This is a genomic window from Cellulomonas sp. NPDC057328 (assembly GCF_042667215.1).
In the GTDB taxonomy this organism is placed as follows: domain Bacteria; phylum Actinomycetota; class Actinomycetes; order Actinomycetales; family Cellulomonadaceae; genus Cellulomonas.
Map to the genome: position 1 here is coordinate 1 of NZ_JBHUZW010000193.1, position 3717 is coordinate 3717.

4 protein-coding genes are annotated in these 3717 nt (G+C 76.4%); all 4 read left to right on the top strand.

Annotated features, from left to right (window positions below; translation table 11 throughout):
* Positions 1–42 precede the first annotated feature (42 nt).
* The 4 genes from ACFUMH_RS18765 to purM all read left to right on the top strand — a co-directional run bounded on the left by ACFUMH_RS18765 (position 43) and on the right by purM (position 3607).
* The gene (locus ACFUMH_RS18765; protein ID WP_378209090.1) at positions 43–420 is read left to right on the top strand and encodes a sterol carrier family protein; all 378 of its coding nucleotides are present in this window, start codon (positions 43–45) and stop codon (positions 418–420) included.
* A gap of 30 nt (positions 421–450) precedes the next feature.
* Positions 451–861 carry a histidine kinase gene (locus ACFUMH_RS18770; RefSeq protein ID WP_378209084.1) on the top strand — a complete coding sequence of 137 codons (411 nt, stop codon included), beginning with the start codon at positions 451–453 and terminating at the stop codon, positions 859–861.
* Between the two features lie 77 nt (positions 862–938).
* Positions 939–2486: an amidophosphoribosyltransferase gene (gene purF / locus ACFUMH_RS18775; protein WP_378209086.1), complete on the top strand. Its 1548-nt coding sequence runs from the start codon at positions 939–941 to the stop codon at positions 2484–2486.
* Complete coding sequence (purM, locus tag ACFUMH_RS18780) at positions 2483–3607, top strand: phosphoribosylformylglycinamidine cyclo-ligase (protein WP_378209088.1); 1125 nt, start codon at positions 2483–2485, stop codon at positions 3605–3607. Before purF ends, purM begins: the two co-directional genes overlap by 4 nt.
* Positions 3608–3717: the final 110 nt, after the last annotated feature.

Below are 3717 nucleotides of genomic sequence, written 5' to 3' on the forward strand. Positions count from 1 at the left end.
GCCGGCGTCGTCGCGTGCGGGCACGTGGGGGAGGATCGGGGCATGTCTCCGCGCCGCCGCACCGACCCCGCCGACGGCCGGGCCGCGCTCGCCGCCTGGCGGGCCGCACCGGACGCCGCCGCCGTCCGCGACCGCCGCACGGCCGTGCGGTTCACGCTCGAGGAGCTCGCCGACGTCGCGCCGGGCAACGCCGTGGAGGTCCGCGTGCCGCCCGACGGCGCCGTCCAGGCCGTCGAGGGGCCCCGGCACACGCGCGGCACCCCGCCGAACGTCGTCGAGACCGACCCGGCCACGTGGCTCGCGCTCGCCACGGGCGGCACCACGTGGGCGGACGCGCTGGCCGCCGGCCGCGTGCACGCGTCGGGGGAGCGCGCCGACCTGTCCGCGCTGCTGCCCCTGCAGGCCGCCCGCGAGCGGTGACGCCGGGCGGCCCTCGCCTAGGATCGCGGGGTGCCCGAGCCCCACGCAGACGACGACCTCCCCGCCCGCGGGCGACCCGCGGGCGACGTGCCGCCCGGCCCGTCCGGCGACGCGCCGCAGGAGCCGTCGGCCGTGCCGGCCGCGCCCCCGTCCGAGGCGGAGCTCGAGCGCGTCGCGACGCCCGCGACCGTGCGGCGGGCGCCGCGCTACCGGTCGTTCATGGTCGCCGGGGCGCTGCTCGGCGCGGTCGTCGGTCTGGTGCTGGCGCTCGTGCTCGCCGACGGCGACGCGTCCGGCGGCGGTGGCGGCATGCTCCCGTTCCTCGACGGCGTGAGCGGCGTGCGGGCGCTGTCGACGCTGACCGGCGCGGTCGTCGGCACGTTCGCCGGCGGGCTGGCCGCCGTGCTGGCCGACCGGCGCAGCACGCGCGCGCGGCGCTGAGGCGCGGCCGGCGCGTCGGCGCGTCCGGCCACGGGACGGGCTCCGCCTCGCCGGACGAGGTGTGCCACCATGGTCGTGTGGCCCCCCGCGCAGACGGACGTCTCAACCACGACCTCCTTCCCGGCGAGAAAGGCCCGCAGGACGCCTGCGGCGTCTTCGGCGTCTGGGCACCCGGCGAGGAGGTCGCCAAGCTCACCTACTTCGGCCTCTACGCGTTGCAGCACCGCGGGCAGGAGTCGGCGGGCATCGCGACCTCGAACGGCCAGCAGCTGCTCGTCTACAAGGACATGGGGCTGGTGTCCCAGGTCTTCGACGAGACGGCGCTGAACGCTCTGCAGGGGCACATCGCCATCGGGCACGCCCGCTACTCGACGACCGGCGGGTCGACGTGGGAGAACGCGCAGCCGACGCTCGGCGCGACCGCCGGCGGCACCGTCGCGCTCGGCCACAACGGCAACCTCACCAACTCCGCCGAGCTCGTGCAGCTCGTCGAGGAGCGGTACGGGCCGCAGCGCCGCGGCGAGCTCGCGCGCGGCAACACGACCGACACGGCGCTCATCACGGCGCTGTTCGCCGGCGACCCGGACCACACGCTGGAGTCCACGGCGCTCGAGGTGCTCCCGCGCCTGCGCGGCGCGTTCAGCCTCGTCTTCATGGACGAGCGGACGCTGTACGCCGCCCGGGACCCGCAGGGCGTGCGCCCGCTCGTGCTCGGCCGCCTGGAGCGCGGCTGGGTCGTCGCGTCGGAGACGCCGGCGCTCGACATCGTGGGTGCGTCGTTCGTGCGCGAGGTCGAGCCGGGCGAGTTCATCGCGATCGACGCCGACGGCCTGCGCTCGCAGCGGTTCGCGCCCGTCGACCGCGCCGGGTGCGTGTTCGAGTACGTCTACCTCGCGCGCCCCGACACCTCCATCAACGGGCGCTCGGTGCACGCGGCGCGCGTCGCCATGGGCCGGCGCCTCGCGCAGGAGCACCCGGTCGAGGCGGACCTCGTCATCCCGGTGCCCGAGTCCGGCACGCCCGCGGCGGTCGGCTTCGCTGCCGCGTCGGGCATCCCGTTCGGGCAGGGCCTGACCAAGAACGCGTACGTCGGCCGCACGTTCATCCAGCCGTCGCAGACGCTGCGCCAGCTCGGCATCCGGCTCAAGCTCAACCCGCTGCGCGACGTGATCCGCGGCAAGCGGCTCGTCGTGGTGGACGACTCGATCGTGCGCGGCAACACCCAGCGCGCGCTCGTGCGGATGCTGCGGGAGGCGGGCGCCGCCGAGGTGCACGTGCGCATCAGCTCACCACCCGTGAAGTGGCCGTGCTTCTACGGCATCGACTTCGCCTCGCGCGCCGAGCTCATCGCCAACGGGCTCGCGGTCGAGGAGATCGGCGCGTCGCTCGGCGCCGACTCGCTCGGGTACATCTCCGAGGAGGGCATGATCGAGGCGACCGAGCAGCCGGCGTCGCAGCTGTGCACCGCGTGCTTCAGCGGCCGGTACCCGATCGAGCTGCCGTCCGGCGAGCAGCTCGGCAAGCACCTGCTCGAGCAGAACCAGCTGCCCCTCGGCGCGCCCGAGGACGGCCTGCTGTCCATCGTCCCGACGGCCGGTGGCGCGAGCGCGCTGGAGCACCCGTGAGCGCCGCGACGCAGCCCGTGACGTACGCGTCGGCGGGCGTCGACACCGAGGCCGGCGACAAGGCCGTCGAGCTGATGAAGGACGCGGTGCGCGCGACGCACGGCCCGCAGGTGCTGGGAGGCGTGGGCGGGTTCGCCGGCCTCTTCGACGCCAGCGCGCTCACGGCCTACCGCCGACCGCTGCTGGCGACCTCCACGGACGGCGTCGGCACGAAGGTCGCGATCGCGCAGGCCCTCGACGTGCACGACACGATCGGGTTCGACCTCGTCGGCATGGTCGTCGACGACATCGTCGTGGTGGGCGCTAAGCCCCTCTTCATGACCGACTACATCGCCTGCGGCCGCGTCGTCCCGGAGCGGATCGCCGACGTGGTCCGCGGCATCGCGGCCGCGTGCTCGGTGGCCGGCACGGCGCTGGTCGGCGGCGAGACCGCCGAGCACCCCGGCCTGCTCGGCCCCGACGAGTACGACGTGGCCGGCGCCGCGACCGGCGTGGTCGAGGCCGACGGCCTCCTCGGCCCGGAGCGCGTGCGCGCGGGCGACGTCCTCGTCGCCCTCGGGTCGTCCGGCCTGCACTCCAACGGCTACTCGCTGGTGCGCCGCGTCGTGCAGGTCGCCGGCTGGGGCCTCGAGCGGCACGTCGACGCCCTCGGTCGCACCCTCGGCGAGGAGCTGCTCGAGCCGACCCGCGTGTACGCCGCCGACTGCCTCGCGCTGGTCGACGCGTTCGGTGCTGATCGCGTGCACGCGTTCAGCCACGTCACGGGCGGCGGGCTCGCCGCCAACGTCGCGCGCGTGCTGCCGGCGGGCCTCGTGGCCGACGTCGAGCGCGGCGCCTGGGACCTGCCGGCGGTGTTCGGCCTGGTGCAGCAGCTCGGCCAGGTGCCGTGGGGCGACCTCGAGGCGACGCTCAACCTCGGTGTCGGCATGGTGGCGATCGTCGCGCCCGACGTCGCCGACGCGGTGCAGCGGGCCGCCCGCGACCGCGGGCTGCCCGCGTGGGTGCTGGGCACGGTCCGCGCCGCCGCCCCCGACGACGCCGCCTCGCCCGACGTCGTGGCCGGCACGAAGGGCGTGCAGGGCGGTGCCGTGCGGATGCACGGCACCTACCGCGCCGGCTGACGGCGCGCGGCGTCCGAGGGGTCACGTCCGGTCGGGACGTCAGCCGCGGTGCCGCCGCGGCGGCCCGCGGCCCGCGGCTCGGGGCACCCCGGGCACGCGCTCACGGCGCG